Below are 20919 nucleotides of genomic sequence, written 5' to 3'. Positions count from 1 at the left end.
CGTCCGGCTGCCCGAAGCGGCCGCCCGACGGCTGCGGACGGGCGACCCCGTGGTGTTGCCCCGGGTCCACCGCGGTGCCTGCCTGGTGGACCTGCGCTGCGTGCCCGAGGCCGACGACGAGCGGCTCGCCGCCGCCGTGCGCTCGGCGCTGGCGCATATCGACGACCAGCAGCGAACCACGGGCTCCTGACATGTTCGTGGTGGCCACCGCGGGACACGTCGATCACGGCAAAAGCACCCTCGTGCGCGCGCTCACCGGAATGGAGCCCGACCGCTGGGCCGAGGAACGGCGCCGCGGCCTGACCATCGACCTGGGTTTTGCCTGGACCGTGCTCCCGTCGGGCAGGGACGTGGCGCTCGTGGACGTGCCCGGGCACGAGAAGTTCCTGGGCAATATGCTGGCCGGGCTCGGCCCCGTTCCCGCCGTATGTTTCGTCGTCGCCGCGGACGAAGGCTGGCAGGCCCAATCCAGCGACCACCGGGACGCCGTCGCGGCGCTGGGCATCACCCACGGGCTGGTGGTGCTGACCCGCAGCGACCGCGCCCCGGGCCGGGCCGACGAGGTCCTCGCGCGGGTGCGGGCGGAGCTGGCGGGCACCGGGCTGCGCGACGCGCCGGCAGTCGCCGTGTCCGCGGTCACGGGAGCCGGCCTCGACGAGCTGCGCAAGGTACTGGATACGACCCTGTCCTCCCTCCCCGCAACCGACCCCTCGGGCCGCGTGCGGTTGTGGATCGACCGATCCTTCACGATCAGCGGCGCGGGAACGGTGGTGACCGGAACGCTGACAGCCGGCTGCCTGGCCGTGGGCGACCGCTTGCAGCTCGCGGGCCACGGCAGCCTCCGGCCGGTGTCGGTCCGGGGCCTGCACAGCCGCAACGAAGCCTTTCCGACCATTGGTCCGAGCAACCGGGTCGGCGTCAATGTGCGCGGCATGGCCGCCGGCGGCATCCGTCGCGGCGACGTCCTCCTGTCCGAAGACGCCTGGCTCCTCGTGGACAGCATCGACGTCCGCCGCACGATGGGCGCGGCGTTCCCCGACGGGCCGCGGCACCTGCTCGCCCACATCGGCACCGCAGCCGTGCCGTGCCGGGTGCGCCCGTTCAACGAGGACCACGCCCGGCTGACCCTCGACTGGCGGCTCCCGCTCGCGGTCGGCGACCGCCTGGTGCTGCGGGCCGACGGCAGCCGGTCGGTGCTGGCCGGAGTCCAAGTCCTCGACGTCGACCCGCCCGCGCTCGACCGCCGCGGGGACAGCGCCAGGCGCGCCGAAAGCCTGACGGCGATGCCTCCCGCCGGCGACGCGCTCATCGAGGTGGCCCGCCGTGGTGCCGTCCGCAGTGAACACCTCCGCCGGATGGGCGTCTCGGCGCCCAACAAGGTCCCCAGCGACGTCCGGGCGTTCGGCGAGTGGTGGGTGCACGCAACCGTCTTCGACGACTGGCGGCGGCGGCTTCGGGCCGCAGTGCTGGAACTGGGGGAGCGGGACCCGCTGGCGGCCGGCCTCTCCCGCGGAGCCGCCGTTGACCTGCTCGGACCGGCAGGAAACGCGGTTCTCGACGCGGCCGTCCGGGAGGCCGGGCTGGAACAGGTCGGCGGATACGTCCGGCTGCCAGGCCGGCACGGCGGCCTCGGCGCCGCCGAGAACGCGGTCAGCACGCTGGAGCGCCGCCTCAGATCCGAACCCTTCGCCGCCCCCGAAGCCCACGAGCTGAGGGCCCTGGGTCTCGGCAACCGTGAACTCGCCGCCGCCGAGCGCAGCGGGCGCCTGCTCCGGTTTGCCGGCGGGGTTGTGCTGCTTCCGCAGGCGCCCGCCCTGGCGATGCGGGAACTGGCCCGCCTGCCCGAGCCCTTCACGGCCAGCGAGGCACGCCGGGCTCTGGGCACCACCAGGCGGGTGGCCATCCCGCTGCTCGAACACCTCGACGCACGCGGTTGGACACGACGGCTCGACTCCGGCCAGCGGACCCTCGTGCGTCGGGCCCAATCGACGGGCTAAGGGGCCGCGGCGGTCGGCGACCCGGACACGAATCGGTTAGCCGCCGATAACTGAAACTTGTCTGAGGCAACCGTTTCCGGCGGTGCCCCCAGCCCTCCCACAGGCCGGGATCGCCGTGTTTCCGGGCATCCGGCCCCGACTCCCGCCCGGGGTCGAAGTTTTCGCCCCGTGGCGGCCCGTGGCTTTAAGGTTGCATCTCGGTAACAACCGGATATGAAGCGAAGTTTTTATACCCAAGCCGAGGGGTTCCGGTTTACGCTCTATTGCGTGTGAGACATGCCACGTTCGGCGGGAAGCTCGTTGAACTTCAGGCGACGCGGTCTATGTCCGTCCCCTGCAGCACTGCAGGGGACCTTCCAAAGACAGAAACAAGGAGGCGGAATGCGTTTCGGACGTACTTCCAAAGCTATCGGGGTCGCGGCTGTTGCAGCCCTGGCCCTGAGCGCCTGCGCGACTTCGGGTGGCGGAAATTCCCCCGAGGGCACAGGCGATTCCACCGCGGCTGGAGCCGGTGGTTCCATCAGCGTCGCTGAAGTGAACGCCTTCAGCTCCTTCAACTCGGACACGGCCGTCGGCAACGTCGATATCAACTCGAAGATCTCGTACCTGACCCATGCGGACTTCAACTACATCGACAACGAACTCAACGTGGTCAAGAACGAAGAATTCGGCACCTACGAGAAGGTCAGCGAAGACCCGCTGACCATCAAGTACACGGTCAACGAGGGCGTCGCCTGGTCGGACGGCAACCCGGTCGACGCCGGCGACCTGCTGCTCGCCTGGGCCGTCTACTCCGGCCATTTCGACGATGCCACCTACAACGACGAGGGTGAAGTCGACAAGGGCACTGCCTACTTCTCCTACGCCGGCGACACCTCCGGCCTGGGCCTGACCGACAAGCCCGAGATCAGCGACGACGGCCGCTCCATTACGCTGAAGTACTCCAAGCCGTTCGCCGACTGGGAGATCTCCTACGGGGTCCTGGACAGCCCGGCCCACGTGGTGGCCGAGAAGGCCGGACTGGCAGACGAGCAGGCACTGGTCGACCTGATCAGCGAGAGCCCCAAGGGCAACCCGGACAAGCCGGCCGAGAACAAAGAGCTCAAGGCCGTCGCCGATTTCTGGAACACCGGTTTCGACAGCAAGACCCTCCCGTCGGACGCCAGCCTCTACCTCTCCACCGGCCCGTTCATCGTGGACAGCATCACTCCTGATCAGTCCATGACCCTGGTCCGCAACGAGGCCTACGAATTCGGACCGATGCCGAACGTGGAGGAAATCACCATCCGCTACATCGGCGCCGCTCCGGATCAGGTCCAGGCGCTGAAGAACGGCGAAGTGGACATCATCGCCCCGCAGGCGTCCGCCGACACCGTGGAACTGCTCGAAGGGCTGGAGGGCGTGACCGTCAACCGCGGCGAGCAGCTCTCCTATGACCACATCGACCTGAACTTCTCGGGCGTCTTCAAGGAAGCCAACGTCCGCGAAGCGTTCATGAAGGCCGTGCCGCGCAAGGCCATCGTCGACCGCCTGATGGCTCCGCTGGATCCGGAGGCCAAGCCGCTGGATTCCCAGTTCTTCGTGCCGGCGCAGGCCGGGTACGAGGACTCCGCCGCCAACAACGGCTCCGAGAACTACCAGGAAGCCGACATCGAGGGTGCCAAGGAGCTGCTGGCCGGCGCCACGCCCGAGGTCCGGATCATGTACAACAAGGACAACCCCAACCGCGTGGACGCCTTCACGCTGATCGAGGAATCCGCCTCCAAGGCCGGCTTCAAGATCGTCGACGGCGGCCTGGGCGGCTCCGACTGGGGCTCGGCCCTGGGCGGCGGCACCTACGATGCCACCATCTTCGGCTGGATCTCCCCGGGCGTGGGCGTCAGCGGCGTGCCGCAGATCTTCCGCACCAAGGCCGACTCCAACTACAACGGTTTCTCGAGCAAGGAAGCCGACGCCCTGATGGACGAGCTGATCGTCACCACGGAGCCGGAGAAGCAGGACGAACTCATCAAGCAGATCGACAAGATCGTCTGGGATTCGTTCTACGGCCTGCCACTGTTCCAGCCGGTCGGCATCGATGCCTACAACAGCGAGCGGATCGACGGTGTGAAGTACATGCCGAACCAGACCGGCGTCTGGTGGAACTTCTGGGAGTGGAAGGTTAAGTAACCGCCCCGCCTGTTCCTCGGCAGATAGCATGCAAGGCGTCGGGACCTTGAGTACCACGGTCCCGGCGCCTTGCGCCATTTACCACCGGATTTGCCCGCATAAGTGATTGGGATTTCCCAAATTCCGCTCGTGTGTAACCTGCATTACACTCACTGTGAAAATGCCGGATCCACAAGATCCGCAGACACATACCAACGAGGTTAAAAACGCTATGGTGACCTACATTGTGCGGCGGTTATTCACCGCCGTGCTCATTCTCCTAGGTGCCTCTTTCCTGGTCTATCAGTTGACGGCGCTGTCGGGTGATCCCCTGCACGACCTCCGGGAAAGCAACGCCGCGAACAAGGAGCAGCTCATGCAGCAGCGCATCGCGCTGCTCGACCTGGGCACACCGGCACCCATCCGGTACTTCGGCTGGCTGGCGGGCGCCGCCAAGTGCGTCGTCCCGTTCGTGGCGCAGTGCGACCTGGGCTATGCCGTCAACGGCCAGCCGGTCACCGTCGAACTGGGCCGGGCCATGGGCATGACCATCCTGCTGGTCACGGCGGCAACAGTCCTCGCCATCATCATTGGTGTTTCCCTGGGCATTGTTTCGGCACTGCGCCAGTACAGCGCCCTGGATTACGGCATCACCTTCATGGCGTTCCTATTCTTTTCACTTCCCGTTTTCTGGGTAGCCGTCCTGCTGAAAGAATTCGGTGCCATTGGATTCAATAACTTCCTGAAAAATCCCGACATACCGCTGCAATCCATCCTCATCATCGGGTTGGTCAGCGCGGCCGTGTGGTTCGTCTGCGCCAACGGCAGCTACAAACGGAAACTGGGCGCCGCCGGAATCGGTTTCCTGCTGGCTGCCGCAGTGTTCTGGGGTCTGTCGGTCACCCAGTGGTTCAAGACTCCCGGGCTCGGCCTGGCGGTTATCGCCATCAGCGGCGTCGGCATCGCCTTCGGCATCACCCTGCTGGCCGCGGGCCTGAAGAACCGCAAGGCGCTCTACTCTGCGCTCATCAGCGTCGGCATCGGCGTGATCATCTACTTCCCGATCCAGCCGCTCCTGGCCCAGGCCACCGGGCTGATGATCTTCCTGCTGGCCCTTGCCGCCGTCCTGGTCGGGCTCGCGGTCGGCTGGTTGATGGGCGGCTATGACCGCCGCCAGAGCATGAATGCCGCGGCGATAACCTCCTTCCTGGTCGGATGCCTCATCGCGCTCGACCGCTTCATGCAGGCATGGCCCACCTACTTCACCAACGGGCGTGTCAACCAGCGGCCCATCGCCACCATCGGCTCGGAAACGCCGAACCTGAAGGGCGACTACTGGGTCCACGGCCTCGACACGTTCACCCACCTGCTGCTGCCCACCGTCGCGCTGCTGCTGATTTCCCTGGCGTCGTACAGCCGCTACTCGCGGTCGTCGATGTTGGAGATCATGAACATGGACTACATCCGCACCGCCCGGGCCAAGGGCCTGGGCGAGCGCACCGTGGTCATGCGCCACGCGTTCCGCAACGCGCTGATTCCGATCGCCACGATCGTCGCCTTCGATATCGGCGGGCTGATCGGCGGCGCGGTGATCACCGAGCAGGTGTTCGCCTTCGCCGGCATGGGGCAGCTGTTTATCCAGGCGCTGCAAAGGGTCGACCCGAATCCGGTGATGGGTGTCTTCCTCATCACCGGCATCCTGGCACTGGTGTTCAACCTTGTCGCGGACCTGGTCTACTCCGCGCTTGATCCGCGAGTGAGGGTAAAGGCATGAGCGCCACAGCAACGAAACCCGTCGCAGCCACCAACGAGAACAAGGCCGGCCTCAGCCAGGGCCAGATCGTCCGCAGGCGCTTCATCGGCAACACGGCAGCCGTCGTCAGCCTGGTGGTCTTTGGCCTGATCCTGCTGATCGCCTATTCGTCCAGCGGGATGTTCGGCCTGCCCGGCTGGTGGAAGTACACGCACAACGGCGTCAACGACATGGTGAACTCGGGAGCGCCCACCCTGCAGCTTTTCCCCTTCAGCCTGGGCGAACATCCGTTCGGACAGGACCGGCTGGGCCGCGATACTTTCGCCCAGACCATGCGCGGCATCCAGATCTCCGTGGCGGTAATGTTCATCATCGGCCTGGTCGGCGGCGCCATCGGGGTGGTCATCGGCGCACTCGCCGGCTACTTCCGCGGCTGGGTCGAAGCGGTGCTGATGCGGCTGACCGACGTCGTCATCGTCATCCCGCTGATCATCATCGCGGCGGTGCTCGGCCAAGTCGCCGGGCGGGCCGTCGGGCCCGGCATCCAGCCGTATTTCCTGGGCCTGTTCGTCGGCTGCGTGATCTGGACCGGCCTGGCCCGACTGGTCCGGGCGGAATTCCTGTCCCTGCGCGAGCGCGAATTCGTCGACGCCGCACGGATCGCCGGCGCCTCCAGCGCCCGGATCATCTTCAAGCACATCCTGCCGAATGCCGTGGGCGTCATCATCGTCTCGGTGACCCTGAGCATGTCGGCGGCGATCCTGCTGGAGACCAGCCTGTCCTACCTGGGCCTGGGCGTGAAGGCACCGGACGTCTCGCTGGGCCTGCTGATCAGCCAGAACCAGGAAGCGTTCCAGACCCGCCCGTGGCTGTTCTGGTGGCCGGGCATGTTCATCGTGGCCATCTGCCTGTGCATCAACTTCATCGGCGACGGACTGCGCGACGCGTTCGACCCGCGGCAGAAGAAGTTCAATGCCAAGCGGGCGAAGGCGGCAGCGGTTTCCGCGCACCCCGAGACCGGAACCACCGCGACGACGGGTGTCTAGGATGGGCACCCATCGCCTGCCCGGCCCCGTGAGGCCCGGCTCAGCGGGCCAGCGTTACGACGCTGAGTACCGCGAGCGCCGTCCCGACGGCGAGGACCGCCCAGTTCGGTGTCCGTCCCACCGGGACGTTGTCGGCATCTCCGATGCTGATGCTGCCAGCAGCCAGCAGCTCCGCCCAGCGCTTGCGGACGTAGTACGCGGCTGCCCCGGAATCGGTGTTCGCGAGATCGCCGGGGCGGACCGACTGCGCCGGCCCGTAGGTGGTCTCCGGAAGCCCCTGGACGTGATCGGCGCGGGCGCGGTGGACGCCGAACATGCCGGGAGCCGGTGCCGCCCACGAGGTGTACTTGCCGTGCGGGGTAACCAACGTCAGCGCATACTTGGTGTCCACCGTCGCCAGGGCTCCCCAGGGCACGGAGACGGTCCGCACCGGGTTGCGCAACACCACGCCGTCGTCGTCGATAACGACGGCGGGATACCAGGCCAGCCACCAGGTCAGATAGGCAATAGCGAGCAGCGGCCAGGAGACGAGCAGGCTGCCCGGGCCGTGGGTCAGCACCGAGGACGCCAGGCTGACCGCCACGATCGCCCAGACGCTTCCCGTGAACCAGGTCGCGGAGCGCGGACGGAAGACCGTGGTGCCGGCGGCAGCAGACGTTGTCATGCCCCCATAGTTTCAGGACCGGGTACCGGTTCTCCAGTAGCCACAACCAACTGCGACAGGTTGGAAGGGAAAGACCAGCTATGACTGAAATCATCGATCCGACGCTGCCGGCAGGAAAACTGGAGACGGCCGGCGGAACACCACCCGTCCTGGAGGTCACCAACCTCAGCGTGGATTTCGGCGTGGACAAGGAGTGGGTGCCGGCCGCGATTGGCCTCACCTACGATGTCAAGGCCGGCGAGGTCCTGGCGATCGTGGGCGAATCCGGTTCCGGCAAGAGCGCCAGCTCGATGGCGTTGCTGGGCCTGCTCCCGGCCAACAGCCGTGCCACCGGAAGCGTCAAGCTCAACGGCCGGGAGATCCTGGGCCTCAGCAGCGCCAAGCTCCGGCAGGTGCGCGGCAAGGACGTCGCCGTGATCTTCCAGGAACCCATGACGGCGATGAACCCGGTGTACACCATCGGGTTCCAGATCGTGGAAACGCTGCGGCTGCACTATGCCATCTCGCCCAGCGAGGCGAAGAAGCGGGCACTGCGGCTGCTGGAGCTCGTCGAGCTGCCCGACCCGGAAAAGGCCTTCCGGTCCTACCCGCACCAGCTGTCGGGCGGCCAGCGCCAGCGCGCCATGATCGCCCAGTCGCTCTCCTGCGACCCCAAACTGCTGATCGCCGATGAGCCCACTACCGCCCTGGACGTTACCGTCCAGGCCGAAATCCTGGACCTGATGCGCAACCTGCGCAACAAACTGGACAGCGCCATCGTGCTGATCACCCACGACATGGGCGTGGTCGCCGACCTGGCCGACAAGATCGCCGTGATGCGCCGAGGCCGCATCGTGGAGGCCGGCACCGCGTTGGAAATCTTCAACAACCCCCGGCACGAATACACGCAGGCCTTGCTGGCCGCCGTGCCGCACCTGGGCGGGCGCCCCGAGGACGGAACGGAAGTCGACCTCACGGCGGCGCTGGCCGCCGCCACCGGGGTCTCGCTGAGCATCGACGAGACCGAGCTGCAGCGGCGCGAACGCGAAAACGCCGAAGCCCTGGCGCACTCACGCCATGAATCGGCCAAGGGCGACCCGGTGCTCCAGCTGACCAATGTGGCCATCGAATATCCGAAACAGGGCCGGGTGCCCGCCTTCCGCGCCGTGGAGGGGGCCAACCTGTCCATCTATCCGGGACAGGTGGTCGGGCTGGTCGGAGAATCCGGATCGGGCAAGACCACGATTGGCCGCGCCGCCGTGGGACTGCTGCCCGTCGCGGAGGGCTCCCTGCGGGTGGTGGGCCACGAGATCGCCGGCGCCCGGCCCAAGCAGCTGCACGCGCTGCGCCGCCACGTGGGCATGGTGTTCCAGGACCCGTCGTCCTCGCTGAACCCCCGGCTGCCGATCGGCGAGAGCATCGGCGAACCGATGTACCTCGCCGGCGTCGCCAAGGGTGCCGCCCTGCAGCGGAAGATCGAGGCGCTGCTGGACCAGGTGGAGCTGCCGCGCGCGTACCGCAACCGCTATCCGCACGAACTTTCCGGTGGCCAGAAGCAGCGCGTGGGCATCGCCCGGGCACTGTCGCTGGAGCCGAAACTGATGGTGGCGGACGAACCCACCTCCGCGCTGGACGTGTCGGTCCAGGCCACCGTGCTGGACCTGTTCCAGAACCTGCAACAGGAACTGGGCTTCGCCTGCCTGTTCGTCACCCACGACCTGGCCGTCATCGACGTGCTCGCGGACCGCATTTGCGTGATGCGCCACGGCCGGATCGTTGAGCAGGGCACCCGGGACGAGATCCTGCGCAACCCGCAGGAAGTGTACACCCAGCGGCTGCTGGCGGCAGTGCCGTTGCCCGATCCGGAAAAGCAGCGCGAGCGCCGCGAGCTGCGCGCCCAGCTGCTGGCCGCCGGCGACTGACAGACCCGCAAGCCCGCCATCCACAGTGCCGAGCCCCCGCCCATGATGAAATGGCGGCGGGGGCTCAGCCGCCCCTGACCGGTGCGCTGCCGCGACGGTGCCGCCGGTCATCGCGCAATCCAGGAGTGTTAGTGGTACGCAGCATGAATATCGAGGCGATCGAAAAGGGCATCGGCGTCAGTTGGGCCGAAGTGGAGGAGTACTTGGCCGGAATTAACGCCAAGGAACTCAGCCACAAGGAGATCGCCGCTGCCTTGCACGAGTCGGGGCTCGCGGACGGCTGGTGGGCGCAGACGGCCACCGTCGCCTACGAACAGCAGATCGGCCGGCGCCAGCCCGGCCAGGACTGCGACGGGGAGTTCCAAACCTCGGTGAGCAAGACCGTCACCGGAAGCATGGATGAGGCGCGGAACAAGTGGGTGGCCGTGGTGGGTGCGGCGGAGGAATTCTCGGGCATCGCGGTCACTCGCGGACCCGAGTTGAGCGACACCGCCAAGTGGCGGTACTGGCGCTGCGGCTTGGCCGACGGCTCCCGGGTCAGCGTGCATATTTATGAGAAGCCTTCGGGCAAGTCCTCGGTGGGAGTGCAGCATGAACGGCTCGAGTCGACCGAGCAGCTCGACCACTGGCGTGCCTACTGGAAAGCAAAGCTCGCCGAGCTGTCCTGAGCGGACCGAGACCGGTCCGTCGCCGTCGCCCGGAGAGCGTTCGTTTCGGGCCGCCGGGCCCGGAACGTCGGCAGCGGCCGCTTTAGCATCCCTTTTCACCAAATTGCAACCCAATTGGAAGCACGGCCTGTTATCAGCGTCACAGTTGGCGCATATGCTGGTGCCACCTGAGCCTGCGCGGCCGAGATCCATGCCGGCGCGGAAAGGTCCGGCGTCACAAGCCGCCGGATGGAGCACGGTACCTGAGGAGGCGGCATGCGTTTCGCTCGAACATCCCGGCTGGTTGGACTGGCAGCCGCAGCAGCGCTCGCGGTCACGGCCTGTGGGGGCGGCGATGGTGGCGGCGGCACGGAGGCCGGCGGCGGCAACGCCGAGGCGGTGATCACGGCCAACAGCACGGAGCCGCAGAACCCGCTGGTCCCCACCAACACCAACGAGGTCGGCGGCGGCCGCGTGGTGGACCTCATCTTCGAGGGGCTGATCAGCTACGATCCCGAGGGCAAACCGGTCAATGAGGTGGCGGAATCCATCGAGACCGAGGACTCGCAGAATTACACGATCACCCTGAAGCCGGACCAGACGTTCACCAACGGCGACCCGGTCACCTCCAGTTCCTTCGTGGACGCCTGGAACTACGGTGCCGCCGTCGAGAACGCCCAGCTGAGTGCCTATTTCTTCGAAAGCATCGAAGGATACGACGAGGTCAGCTCCGAGGGCGCGACCACGAAGGAGATGTCCGGGCTCAAGGTCGTCGACGACACGACCTTCACCGTGGCGTTGAGCCAGCCCGAATCCGACTGGCCGTTGCGCCTGGGCTACACGGCGTTCGTGCCGCTGCCGCCCGTGGCCTTCGAGGACATGGAGGCCTTCGGGGAGAACCCGGTCGGGAACGGTCCCTACATGCTGGGCGGCGACGGCGCGTGGCAGCACGACGTGCAGATCGAACTGGTGCCGAACCCGGACTACCAGGGCACCCGGACCCCGCAGAACGGCGGGATCACCTTCAAGTTCTATTCGTCCTTCGAGGCGGCCTACCAGGACCTGCTCTCGGACAACCTGGACGTGCTCGACACCATCCCGCCGAGCGCCCTGGCAAACTTCAAGACCGACCTCGGCGAGGGCCGCTGGCTGGAAAAGCCGTATGCCGGCAACCAGACCATCGTCATTCCCCAGTACCTGGACGAATGGACCGGCGAGGCCGGCCAGCTGCGGCGGCAGGCCATCTCCATGGCGATCAACCGGGACGAGATCACCCAGGTGATCTTCCAGGGCGGCCGGCAGCCGGCCACCGAGTTCACCGCCCCCGTGCTCACCGGCTACAGCGACAGCATCCCCGGCAACGAAGTGCTGCAGTACAACGAGGAGGAGGCCAAGCGGCTGTGGGCGGAAGCCGACAAGATCGAACCGTGGGGCGACAGGACGTTCACCATCGCTTCCAACGCCGACGGCGGGCACAAGGAATGGATCGAAGCAGTCGTCAACGGCCTGAAGAACGTGCTCGGCATCGACGCCCAGTTCGAGTCGTACGCCACCTTCCCCGAGCTGAGGACCAAGGTCACGGCGAAGGAAATGACCGGCGCCGCGCGTGCCGGCTGGCAGGCCGACTACCCGTCGCTGTACAACTTCCTCGGGCCGCTGTACGGCACCGGAGCGGGTTCCAACGACGGCGACTACTCCAACAAGGAATTCGACCAGAAGCTGCGTGACGGGCTGGGTGCGGCCACGCCGGAAGAGGGCAACCAGATCTTCAACGAGGCGCAGGAGATCCTGATGCGGGACCTGCCCGCCATCCCGCTGTGGTACCAGGTCCGGCAGGTCGGCTGGAGTTCCGTCGTTGAGAACGTGGACACCGCCTGGAACGGGGTGCCGATCTACCACCAGATCACCGGCAAGTGACCCCGGGCGTTGCGGGGCCTGGCCGCGGCCGGGCCCCCGCAACGCGCCCCAGCTCCCGATCCCACCGAGAGGCAGGATTGATGATCCATCACTTGGCGGCACGCCGGGCGCAAGGAGGAAGCTAGTGCTCTGGTACATTCTCCGCCGCTTCCTGCAGATGATCCCGGTGTTCTTCGGCGCCACGTTCCTGGTCTATTTCCTCGTTTTTTCGCTGCCGGGCGATCCCATCCAGGCCCTGTTCGGCGACCGGGCCGTCAACCCCGCCGTGGCCGCCCAGCTCCGGGCGCAGTACAACCTGGACCAGCCGTTCCTCATCCAGTACGTCCTCTACCTGAAAAACCTCGTCACCTTCAACCTCGGCAACGACTTCTCCGGCAGGCCCGTCGCCGAGGTGCTCGCCCAAATCTTCCCGGTCACGGTCCGGCTCGCCATCCTCGCGCTGATCTTCGAAGCCGTCTTCGGCATCCTCTTCGGATTGATCGCCGGGCTGCGGAAGGGCCGGATGTTTGACGGTACCGTGCTGGTCGCCTCGCTGATCGTCATCGCCATCCCGATTTTCGTCCTCGGTTTCGTCCTGCAGTTCCTCGTCGGCGTCAAGCTCGGCTGGGCCAGACCCACGGTCGGCGCCCAGGCGGGCTGGTCCGACCTGATACTCCCCGCCGTCGTGCTGGGCCTGGTGTCGCTGGCCTACGTGCTGCGCCTGACCCGAACCTCCATCATCGAGAACATGAACGCCGACTACGTGCGCACCGCAATGGCCAAGGGATTGTCCCGGCCGCGCGTCGTCGTCGTGCATATCCTGCGGAACTCGATGATCCCGGTCGTGACGTTCCTGGGCGCCGACCTCGGAGCCCTGATGGGCGGGGCGATCGTGACCGAGGGCATCTTCAACGTCCCCGGCGTCGGCCAGCGCCTGTACCAGTCGGTGCTGCGGGGCGAGGGCCCCACCATCGTGTCCATCGTCAGCGTGCTCGTGCTCGTGTACATCCTGGCCAACCTGCTGGTGGACGTGCTCTATGCCTGGCTCGACCCGAGGATCCGTTATGCCTAGAGAACCGCTGGAACGCGACAACCAGGCCATCGAGCATTTCGTGGCGCCGCTGGACGAAACGCCGCTGCTGGCGACTGACAAGGTCGACGAGGATGTCCAGCCGCTGAGCCTGTGGGCCGAAGCCTGGCGGAACCTGCGGAGGCAGCCGCTCTTCATCATCTCGGCGCTGCTGCTGGTGCTGGTCATCGTCGTGGCGCTCTTCCCGTGGATTTTCACCCAGACGCCGCCGGCGCAAAACTGCCTGCTGGCCAATTCCGACGGCGGACCGGCGCCCGGGCACCCGCTGGGGTTCACCAAGCAGGGTTGCGACGTCTATTCGCGCATCATCTACGGGACCCAGGCGTCGCTGACGGTGGGTATCTTCGCCACGCTCGGCGCCCTGCTGATCGGCGGGACGCTCGGCGCCGTCGCCGGGTTCTACGGCGGCTGGCTGGACTCGGTGATCGCCCGAATCGGCGACGTCTTCTTCGCGCTGCCGCTGATCCTCGGCGCCATCATCATCATGCAGCTGCCGTTGTTCCGGGCCAACCGCAACGTCTGGACGGTGGTCATCACGCTGGTGGTCTTCGGCTGGCCGCAGGTGGCCCGCATCACCCGGGGCGCTGTCATTTCCGTGCGGAACGCCGACTTCGTCACGGCGGCCCGGTCGCTGGGCGTCTCCAGGCTTGCCGCGCTGGTCAAACACGTCATTCCCAACTCGCTGGCGCCCGTCATCGTGGTGGTGACCGTGAACCTGGGGATCTTCATCGTGGCCGAGGCCACCCTGTCCTTTTTGGGCATTGGGCTGCCGCCCGACGTGATGTCCTGGGGCAATGACATCTCCGCGGCCCAGGTGTCGCTGCGCTCCAACCCGGCCAGCCTGCTCTGGCCGGCACTGGCGCTGTCGGTCACCGTGCTGAGCTTCATCATGCTCGGCGACGCCCTCCGGGACGCCCTTGACCCGAAGGCGAGGAAGCGATGACGCACATCCGCGAAGTCGACGGCGCCGCGCCCCTGCTGCAGATCAAAGACCTGGCGATTACGTTTCGAACGTCCACCGGCGACGTGGAAGCGGTCAAAGACGCCCACCTGACCGTCATGCCGGGGGAGACCGTGGCGATAGTGGGCGAATCAGGCTCGGGCAAGTCGACCACCGCGCTGGCGGCCATCGGCCTGCTCCCGGAGAACGGCCGGGTCTCCGGCGGGCAGATCGTCTTCGCCGGGGAAGACCTGGCCGGCGCCAGCAGCCAGCGGATCGTGGAACTGCGCGGCAATTCGATCGGCATGGTGCCCCAGGACCCCATGTCCAACCTCAACCCGGTGTGGAAGATCGGCTTCCAGGTCAGGGAAACGCTGCGCGCCAACGGGCTCCGGTCCGATAACGCCGCGGTGGCCAAAGTGCTGGCCGAGGCGGGGTTGCCCGATGCCGCCAGCCGTTCACGGCAGTTCCCGCACGAGTTTTCCGGCGGCATGCGCCAGCGCGCCCTGATCGCCATCGGCCTGTCGTGCCGGCCGCGGCTGCTGATTGCCGACGAACCCACCTCGGCCCTCGACGTGACGGTGCAGCGCCAGATCCTGGACCACTTGGAATCGATGACCCGGGACCTTGGCACCGCCGTCCTGCTGATCACGCATGACCTGGGCCTGGCCGCCGAACGTGCCCGCAAGGTGGTGGTGATGTACAAGGGCCGGGTGGTGGAGTCGGGTCCTGCCCTGCAGATACTGCAGAACCCGCGCCACCCCTACACCCGGCGGCTGGTCGAGTCCGCGCCGTCCCTGGCCTCGCGGCGGATCCAGTCGGCGAAGGCCGCCGGCATCGAAACCACGGAACTGCTGGCCCCGGTCGGCCAGGAGGCCCAAGCCACGGACAATGTCATCGAGGTCAAGGACCTGACCAAGGTCTTCAAACTGCGCAGCGGGTTTGGGAAGTCCACCGACTTCACCGCCGTGGACAATGTGTCCTTCAATATCAAGCGCGGAACCACGATGGCGGTGGTGGGGGAGTCGGGATCCGGCAAGTCCACGGTGGCAAAGATGGTCCTGAACCTCGAGTCGCCGACCAGCGGCCGCATTGTCTTCGACGGCGTGGACATGACCGGGCTCAACGCCAAGGCACTGCTGGCCTTCCGTCGGCGGGTCCAGCCGATCTTCCAGGATCCCTACGGATCGCTGGACCCCATGTACAACATCTTCCGCACCATCGAGGAGCCGCTGCGCGTGCACAACATCGGCGACCGCAAGAGCCGTGAAGCCAAGGTCCGGCGGCTGCTGGACCAGGTGGCGCTTCCGGCGTCCGCCATGCGCCGGTTCCCGAACGAGCTCTCCGGGGGCCAGCGCCAACGGGTCGCCATCGCGCGTGCGCTGGCCCTGGATCCCGAGGTCGTGATCTGCGACGAGGCCGTCTCCGCGCTGGACGTGCTGGTCCAAGCCCAGATCCTGGACTTGCTGGCGGGCCTGCAGCAGGACCTGGGGCTGAGCTACCTGTTCATCACGCACGACCTGGCCGTGGTCAGGCAGATCGCCGACCACGTCACCGTGATGGAAAAGGGCAGGGTGGTGGAGGCCGGCACCACGGACGGCGTCTTCGATTCTCCGCAGCAGCGGTACACGCAGGAGCTGCTGGCCGCCATTCCCGGCGCGAGCCTGGAGTTGCCGCCGGAGGTGGCCTGACACGGGATTCCGGCCCCGTCGCCGGCCCGGGGTCCGGGGCCCCGTTAGGCCATGAGTGGCGTTGCGGATTACAATGGAGTGCCTACCCGCATCCGGGCACGGCGCTGGCTGTCCGATATTAGGCCCAGGTTCCATGTAATCCACGGAAGAGTAATCCCGCATGTCTGAAACCACCGCATCGACGCAGAGCGCCGTCCGCAGCGACCTTCGCAACGTCGCGATCGTAGCCCACGTCGACCACGGGAAGACCACCCTCGTGGATGCCATGCTGAAGCACACCGGTGCCTTCTCCAGCCACGGCGAAACCGAAGAGCGCGTCATGGACTCCGGGGAACTGGAACGTGAAAAGGGCATCACCATCCTGGCCAAGAACACCACCGTGTTCTACTCCGGCCCGGCCGCCCAGGGCGAGACCATCACCATCAGCGTGATCGACACTCCCGGCCACGCCGACTTCGGCGGCGAGGTGGAGCGCGGCCTGTCCATGGTGGACGGCGTGGTTCTGCTGGTTGACGCTTCCGAGGGCCCGCTGCCGCAGACCCGTTTTGTGCTGCGCAAGGCGCTGGCCGCCAAGCTCCCCGTCATCCTGGTGGTCAACAAGACCGACCGCCCGGACGCCCGCATCGACGCCGTCGTTGCCGAGGCGATGGACCTGCTGCTGGGCCTGGCCTCGGACCTTGCCGACGAAGTCCCCGATCTGGACCTGGACGCCGTCCTCAACGTTCCCGTTGTCTACGCCTCCGGCAAGGCCGGCCGGGCCTCGCTGACCCAGCCCGCCGACGGTACCCTGCCGGAAGACGAGGACCTGGAGCCGCTGTTCGCCACCATCATGGAGCACGTGCCGGCCCCGTCCTATGACCCCGAGGGCGTGCTGCAGGCCCACGTGACCAACCTTGACGCCTCCCCGTTCCTGGGCCGCCTGGCGCTGCTGCGCATCTACAACGGCACCCTGCAGAAGGGGCAGACCGTGGCCTGGGCCCGCCAGGACGGCCAGCTGAAGAACGTCCGGATCTCCGAACTGCTGGCCACCAAGGGACTGACGCGCGTGCCGGCCGAATCCGCCGGCCCGGGCGAGATTGTCGCCGTCGCCGGCATCGAGGACATCACCATCGGCGAGACCCTGACCGACGCCGAGAACCCGCAGCCGCTGCCGCTGATCAAGGTGGACGACCCGGCCATCTCGATGACCATCGGCATCAACACCTCGCCGCTGGCCGGCAAGGTCAAGGGCGCCAAGGTCACCGCCCGCCAGGTCAAGGACCGGCTGGACAAGGAACTGGTGGGCAACGTCTCGCTGAAGGTGCTGCCGACCGAACGCCCGGATGCCTGGGAGGTCCAGGGCCGCGGCGAGCTGGCACTGGCCATCCTGGTGGAGCAGATGCGCCGCGAGGGCTTCGAGCTGACCGTGGGCAAGCCCCAGGTGGTCACCAAGACCATCGACGGCAAGGTGCACGAGCCGATGGAGCACATGACCATCGACGTGCCCGAGGAGTACCTCGGTGCCGTCACGCAGCTGCTGGCCGCCCGCAAGGGCCGGATGGTCAACATGGCCAACCACGGCACCGGCTGGGTCCGGATGGAGTTCATCGTTCCGGCCCGCGGCCTGATCGGTTTCCGCACCCGGTTCATGACCGAAACGCGGGGCGCGGGCATCGCCGCGTCCATCTCCGAGGGCTATGAGCCGTGGGCCGGGCCGATCGAGTACCGCACCAACGGTTCGATGGTGGCCGACCGGGCCGGCGTGGTCACGCCCTTCGCGATGATCAACCTGCAGGAACGCGGCTCCTTCTTCGTCCAGCCCACCTCGGAGGTCTACGAAGGCATGATCGTGGGCGAGAACTCGCGCGCTGACGACATGGACGTGAACATCACGAAGGAGAAGAAGCTCACCAACATGCGTGCCGCTTCCTCCGACAGCTTCGAGAACCTCACCCCGCCGCGGAACCTGACCCTGGAGGAGTCCCTCGAATTCGCCCGCGAGGACGAGTGCGTTGAGGTCACCCCGGAGTCGATCCGTATCCGCAAGGTGGTCCTGGACGCCAACGAGCGGCTCAAGGCCGCCCGGGCGCGCGCCCGGGCATAAACTGGACCCTATGACAGAGCAGAGGCAACCCGCCGGAGACCGCGGCGGGTTGCCTTCCGCTGTTTCCGGGCAGGGCCCCGAACGGCGCGCGGCACGACGGCGGAGTCCCGCCTTCCACGGGTGGGGCACGGCCGTCTTCGGGGCGGTGGCGACGGCGGTGGCGGGGACGGCCCTGCACTCGCAGATTCTCTATGCCGGGGAGTCCGGGTATCCGTGGGGCGCCGCGGCAGCCCTGCTGTTCGCCCTGGCGGTGATGGTCTGGGCCGGACTCAAGACGCATAACGTCCTGATGGCCGGCCTGACGGGCGTCCTCTCCTACGTCCTCGTCGGGCTGATGGCGATGGCTCCCGGCGGCGAGCCGCTGATCGTCACGGGAACCACGGCGGCGGTGGAACTGCCGATCGCCGTGGCGGGGCGGATCTGGATGATCGGGCTGGTTTTCGCCACCATCGTGGCGCTGCTGGTCTGCGCCTGGGCGCTCAAGCCGCGGCGGGCCGGCGCCTGACCGGCCCCGCCCGCGCGCGGGGCGTCAATTCGCCGTCTGGTCCAGATGGTGCGCCATGAAGATTGAGGTAGCAGTCCCGTCCTCGTCGGCGGGCAACATCGCGTATTCCTCGAAAATTGCGCGGATCTTCGCCAGCATCTCCTGGCGGTGCGCGTCGTTGAGCTTAATGCCCATCCGCGTGGTTTCGATCTCGTCCGGGGCCAGGCCGTCGATTTCCTGCAGGAAGGTCTCCACCAGCACCGGTGCCGCGTCCGGCATCTTCGCGCCCCAGGACATCCGGGTGGCGCGGTAGGGGACTTCCTTGGCCCCCCGGTTGCCCTTCCGCGGTTCCTCGGCCTCCAGAAAGCCGGTGTTGAGCAGTGTGCGCACGTGGTGCAGCGAGGTGGCCGGATTCAGGCCGAGCAGCTCCGCGATCTCTTTATTGGTCCGGGACCGGTGGAGGCAGAGCCGGAGAATGCGCAGCCGTACCGGGGAGCTGAGCGCCCGCCCGGCGGCTTGCAGGTCCTGATCCGTAGGCATGTCTCCAGCATACGACACCGGGCACCTAATGATTGACTTTCCCCAATCGCTACCCGAGACTGTGACCTGTGACCCAGCTACCCGCGCCCGGGGCCTCCGGAACCGCCCCGGCAGCCGGCGCCGCCCACCCGGGCGGGGCACCGCCGTCGTTATGGCGGGACCGGAACTTCCGCACCTTCTGGTCGGCTCAGGCGCTCAGCCAGGTCGGGGCCCAGGTCGGCCAGCTGGCCGTCCCGGTGCTCGCCGTGGCCGTGCTCGGGGCCAGCGAATTCCAGGTGGGTGTCCTCAATGCCAGCGCCACCGCCGCCTTTCTGCTGATCGGGTTGCCGGCGGGGGCCTGGGTGGACCGCTGGCTCAAACGGCGGGTCATGATCACGGCCGACCTGGTCCGTGCCGCCGCGATGCTGTCCGTGCCGCTGCTGTGGTGGGCGGGCGTGCTGCAGATGTGGCACCTGTACGCGGTGGCGGCCGTGCTCGGCTGCGCAACGGTGTTCTTCGACGTGGCCTACCAGAGCTACATCCCGGTCCTGGTGCGCGGCGACCAGGTGTCGTCGGCGAACTCCAAGCTGGAGAGCACCGCGCAGCTGGCGAGGATGGGCGGACCCGCCGCGGGCGGCGGCCTGCTGCAGGTGATGGCGGCTCCGCTGCTGTTCCTGGCGGATACGCTCGGCTACCTGTTCTCGGCCCTGTTCCTGGTCCGCACCTCGGACCGGGAAGTGCCTGCTCCGCGGCACGGCCGGAGGCCGCTCGCGGTGGAAATCCGGGAAGGGCTCGGCTTCGTGGTCCGGCACCCGCTGATCAGCCGGATAGCCGCGTGCACGGGTTTGACAAATTTCTTCGCCGGACTGGCCTTCACGCTGTTTCCCATCCTGGTGCTGCGCGAACTGGGTCTGGGCCCGGCCGCGCTGGGGCTGGTCTACTCGGTCGCCGCGGCCGGCGGGCTGCTGGGAGCGGTGGCGGCGCCCCGGCTGGCGAAGCTGACCGGCGAGGGGGCCCTGATTCCGCTGGCCAGCGTTGCCTCGGCGGTCTTCCTGGCGGCGATGCCGTTGTCGGTGTTGATGCCGGACACCGCCTCGGCACTGTTCCTGCTGATCGTCGGCGAGGCCGGCGTCTCCTTCTGCTCCCTGGTCTACAACGTGATGCAGGTGACGATGCGCCAGCGGGTCTGCCCGCCGCGGCTGCTCGGGAGGATGAACGCGTCGATCCGCTTCGTGGTGTACGGCGTGTTGCCGCTCTCCGGGCTGCTGGCGGGCCTGCTCGGCGGAACCATCGGGTTGGTGCCTACCCTGTGGATCGGTGCGGCCGGTTCCGCGCTTGCCGCGGCGCCGGTGCTGTTCTCGCCCCTGTGGGCCCTGCGGAAACTGCCGGACAGCTACGAGGGCTGACCGCCGGCCCGCGGGCGGCGTCGCGGCGGGGCGGGCGGCACCTGCTTGGCCGCGGCCACGGCCGGCAACGGGACGACGACGTCTCCGCGCCTGGTGCCTACCGTGCAGCTGTCGGCGTCGACGGCCCGCAGTTCGCCGAGCACGTCGGTGAAGCCGCCCTCGATTCGGTACCGGACCACCACGCGCGTTCCCGGTGCTGCTGCGGCCAGGAACGCGGCGGGGGTAGCGGGTATCACGTGACCATCTTAGGCGGGCCGTGCCCGGCTGGGGAGATAATGGTCCCAACGGATACGCTAGTGGGAACTGTTCAGAAAGGTGCTGACGGACGTGACGTACGTAATCGCACAGCCGTGCGTGGATGTAAAAGACAAGGCATGTATCGAAGAATGCCCGGTGGACTGTATCTACGAAGGCGAACGGTCCCTGTACATCCACCCGGATGAGTGTGTCGATTGCGGCGCCTGCGAACCGGTCTGCCCGGTCGAAGCCATCTACTACGAGGATGACACCCCCGAGGAGTGGGCCGACTACTACAAGGCCAACGTGGAGTTCTTCGACGACCTGGGTTCCCCGGGCGGTGCCGCCAAGCTGGGCAACACGCACAAGGACCACCCGCTGATCGCCGCGCTGCCGCCGCAGAACCAAGACTGAACT

17 protein-coding genes and 1 pseudogene are annotated in these 20919 nt (G+C 67.3%); 15 read left to right on the top strand and 3 right to left on the bottom strand.

Annotated features, from left to right (window positions below; all coding sequences use genetic code 11):
* The 5 genes and pseudogenes from AC5RUH_RS12785 to AC5RUH_RS12765 all read left to right on the top strand — a co-directional run.
* Nucleotides 1-190 (top strand): annotated as a pseudogene (locus AC5RUH_RS12785) (L-seryl-tRNA(Sec) selenium transferase); the annotation flags it as partial.
* Nucleotide 191: 1 nt separating this feature from the next.
* Nucleotides 192-1997 (top strand): selenocysteine-specific translation elongation factor, encoded by a 1806-nt coding sequence (selB, locus tag AC5RUH_RS12780; RefSeq protein WP_494128753.1) that lies wholly within the window; start codon nucleotides 192-194, stop codon nucleotides 1995-1997.
* A 381-nt stretch (nucleotides 1998-2378) separates the two neighbouring features.
* Nucleotides 2379-4166 carry an ABC transporter family substrate-binding protein gene (locus AC5RUH_RS12775; RefSeq protein WP_494075562.1) on the top strand — a complete coding sequence of 596 codons (1788 nt, stop codon included), beginning with the start codon at nucleotides 2379-2381 and terminating at the stop codon, nucleotides 4164-4166.
* 211 nt (nucleotides 4167-4377) lie between these two features.
* Nucleotides 4378-5919 (top strand): ABC transporter permease, encoded by a 1542-nt coding sequence (locus AC5RUH_RS12770; protein WP_494049643.1) that lies wholly within the window; start codon nucleotides 4378-4380, stop codon nucleotides 5917-5919.
* A complete protein-coding gene (locus AC5RUH_RS12765) occupies nucleotides 5916-6944 on the top strand; it encodes an ABC transporter permease (protein ID WP_494000318.1) in 1029 nt (342 codons plus the stop codon). The genes AC5RUH_RS12770 and AC5RUH_RS12765 overlap by 4 nt, the downstream gene beginning before the upstream one ends.
* Nucleotides 6945-6984: 40 nt before the next feature.
* Here AC5RUH_RS12765 and AC5RUH_RS12760 read toward each other — a convergent pair whose 3' ends face one another.
* The gene (locus AC5RUH_RS12760) at nucleotides 6985-7608 is read right to left on the bottom strand and encodes a PH domain-containing protein (RefSeq protein WP_494128752.1); all 624 of its coding nucleotides are present in this window, start codon (nucleotides 7606-7608) and stop codon (nucleotides 6985-6987) included.
* A gap of 80 nt (nucleotides 7609-7688) precedes the next feature.
* On the opposite strand from AC5RUH_RS12760, the gene AC5RUH_RS12755 reads away from it, so the two are divergent.
* From AC5RUH_RS12755 to AC5RUH_RS12720, 8 genes are all read left to right on the top strand, one after another.
* Nucleotides 7689-9509 carry an ABC transporter ATP-binding protein gene (locus AC5RUH_RS12755; protein WP_494128751.1) on the top strand — a complete coding sequence of 607 codons (1821 nt, stop codon included), beginning with the start codon at nucleotides 7689-7691 and terminating at the stop codon, nucleotides 9507-9509.
* A gap of 131 nt (nucleotides 9510-9640) precedes the next feature.
* Nucleotides 9641-10177: a hypothetical protein gene (locus AC5RUH_RS12750; protein ID WP_494022613.1), complete on the top strand. Its 537-nt coding sequence runs from the start codon at nucleotides 9641-9643 to the stop codon at nucleotides 10175-10177.
* Nucleotides 10178-10432: 255 nt separating this feature from the next.
* Nucleotides 10433-12073 (top strand): peptide ABC transporter substrate-binding protein, encoded by a 1641-nt coding sequence (locus AC5RUH_RS12745; protein ID WP_494074148.1) that lies wholly within the window; start codon nucleotides 10433-10435, stop codon nucleotides 12071-12073.
* Nucleotides 12074-12197: 124 nt separating this feature from the next.
* The gene (locus AC5RUH_RS12740) at nucleotides 12198-13124 is read left to right on the top strand and encodes an ABC transporter permease (protein WP_494074149.1); all 927 of its coding nucleotides are present in this window, start codon (nucleotides 12198-12200) and stop codon (nucleotides 13122-13124) included.
* Nucleotides 13117-14085, top strand: a complete 969-nt coding sequence (locus tag AC5RUH_RS12735; RefSeq protein ID WP_494074150.1) for an ABC transporter permease — start codon at nucleotides 13117-13119, stop codon at nucleotides 14083-14085. Before AC5RUH_RS12740 ends, AC5RUH_RS12735 begins: the two co-directional genes overlap by 8 nt.
* Nucleotides 14082-15773 carry a dipeptide ABC transporter ATP-binding protein gene (locus tag AC5RUH_RS12730; RefSeq protein ID WP_494128750.1) on the top strand — a complete coding sequence of 564 codons (1692 nt, stop codon included), beginning with the start codon at nucleotides 14082-14084 and terminating at the stop codon, nucleotides 15771-15773. The genes AC5RUH_RS12735 and AC5RUH_RS12730 overlap by 4 nt, the downstream gene beginning before the upstream one ends.
* A gap of 160 nt (nucleotides 15774-15933) precedes the next feature.
* The gene (typA, locus tag AC5RUH_RS12725; RefSeq protein WP_494000310.1) at nucleotides 15934-17856 is read left to right on the top strand and encodes a translational GTPase TypA; all 1923 of its coding nucleotides are present in this window, start codon (nucleotides 15934-15936) and stop codon (nucleotides 17854-17856) included.
* Nucleotides 17857-17866: 10 nt separating this feature from the next.
* Nucleotides 17867-18361, top strand: a complete 495-nt coding sequence (locus tag AC5RUH_RS12720; protein WP_494000309.1) for a hypothetical protein — start codon at nucleotides 17867-17869, stop codon at nucleotides 18359-18361.
* A gap of 24 nt (nucleotides 18362-18385) precedes the next feature.
* Here AC5RUH_RS12720 and AC5RUH_RS12715 read toward each other — a convergent pair whose 3' ends face one another.
* Nucleotides 18386-18880, bottom strand: a complete 495-nt coding sequence (locus tag AC5RUH_RS12715; protein WP_494000308.1) for an ArsR/SmtB family transcription factor — start codon at nucleotides 18878-18880, stop codon at nucleotides 18386-18388.
* Between the two features lie 68 nt (nucleotides 18881-18948).
* On the opposite strand from AC5RUH_RS12715, the gene AC5RUH_RS12710 reads away from it, so the two are divergent.
* Complete coding sequence (locus AC5RUH_RS12710; protein WP_494110073.1) at nucleotides 18949-20265, top strand: MFS transporter; 1317 nt, start codon at nucleotides 18949-18951, stop codon at nucleotides 20263-20265.
* Here AC5RUH_RS12710 and AC5RUH_RS12705 read toward each other — a convergent pair.
* Nucleotides 20253-20501 carry a putative acetyltransferase gene (locus AC5RUH_RS12705; RefSeq protein WP_494012580.1) on the bottom strand — a complete coding sequence of 83 codons (249 nt, stop codon included), beginning with the start codon at nucleotides 20499-20501 and terminating at the stop codon, nucleotides 20253-20255. The genes AC5RUH_RS12710 and AC5RUH_RS12705 overlap by 13 nt on opposite strands.
* A 91-nt stretch (nucleotides 20502-20592) precedes the next feature.
* Here AC5RUH_RS12705 and fdxA point away from each other — a divergent pair, with 91 nt between their 5' ends.
* Entirely contained in the window at nucleotides 20593-20916 is a 324-nt protein-coding gene (gene fdxA, locus AC5RUH_RS12700) for a ferredoxin (RefSeq protein ID WP_127511272.1), read from the top strand.
* Nucleotides 20917-20919 lie beyond the last annotated feature (3 nt).

The sequence above is a fragment of the Arthrobacter sp. Y3223166 genome (assembly GCF_059090935.1).
This window is presented reverse-complemented; position numbering and strand designations above follow the sequence as displayed.